Genomic DNA, 602 nt, shown 5'->3' with positions numbered 1-602 from the left:
CCAGGATCAAGAAATAGAGAGATAATTTTCGCTAAGGGCAGCAAACATAAAGGCAATTTGAGTGACAAGAATCTTTTTTAAACTAGAATCAGTACAGGCCGAGTGTTGATCTACTAAAAATAATAGTTCTCTGTTGAATAAGAAAAGTTCGTCTCTGTTCAACATAATAGTACTCCTCCTTTTTTGAAACTCTTTATATGTATAAAAAAGCTATTTGGTTTCTATAAGCATTGGCTTTGCATAGAAATCAAATAGCTTTTTCACAGGGTTCACAACATATAAAAATAAAGTCAATATAGGCGTAAACCCATAATATCATCTTTTTACCATAAAAACTATATATTTCTACTATAAACGAAGAACAAGAAATGAAAAGAAAAATTCCGTTGTGTAAGGACATTTGTATACTGTAAAATATTTGTAGGAACGTAAAAAGATAAAACGAATACAAGGTTGATCGTCATTGGAATAATCAACCTTGTATTTGTTTTGCGACTAAAAGCAAATGGGTGAGGAGAATATTGGAGTCTCATAAAGTGATCTTAAAAGAAGCTTTGACAGTTAAGATTGAAAAAGAGAGAAAATCTTTAATTGAATCGGCG

General features: G+C 30.9%; 1 protein-coding gene. It reads right to left on the bottom strand.

Annotated elements, in window-relative coordinates; genetic code table 11:
- Positions 1-6: 6 nt before the first annotated feature.
- The gene (locus OK414_RS29780) at positions 7-165 is read right to left on the bottom strand and encodes a hypothetical protein (protein ID WP_263046369.1); all 159 of its coding nucleotides are present in this window, start codon (positions 163-165) and stop codon (positions 7-9) included.
- Positions 166-602 lie beyond the last annotated feature (437 nt).

Source organism: Priestia sp. JV24 (assembly GCF_025910025.1).
Classification (GTDB): domain Bacteria; phylum Bacillota; class Bacilli; order Bacillales; family Bacillaceae_H; genus Priestia; species Priestia megaterium.
This window is presented reverse-complemented; position numbering and strand designations above follow the sequence as displayed.

Bases quoted from the DNA above. Each gene is read 5' to 3' on its own strand.
- OK414_RS29780 (WP_263046369.1), bottom strand. From the start codon at position 165: ATGTTGAACAGAGACGAACTTTTCTTATTCAACAGAGAACTATTATTT.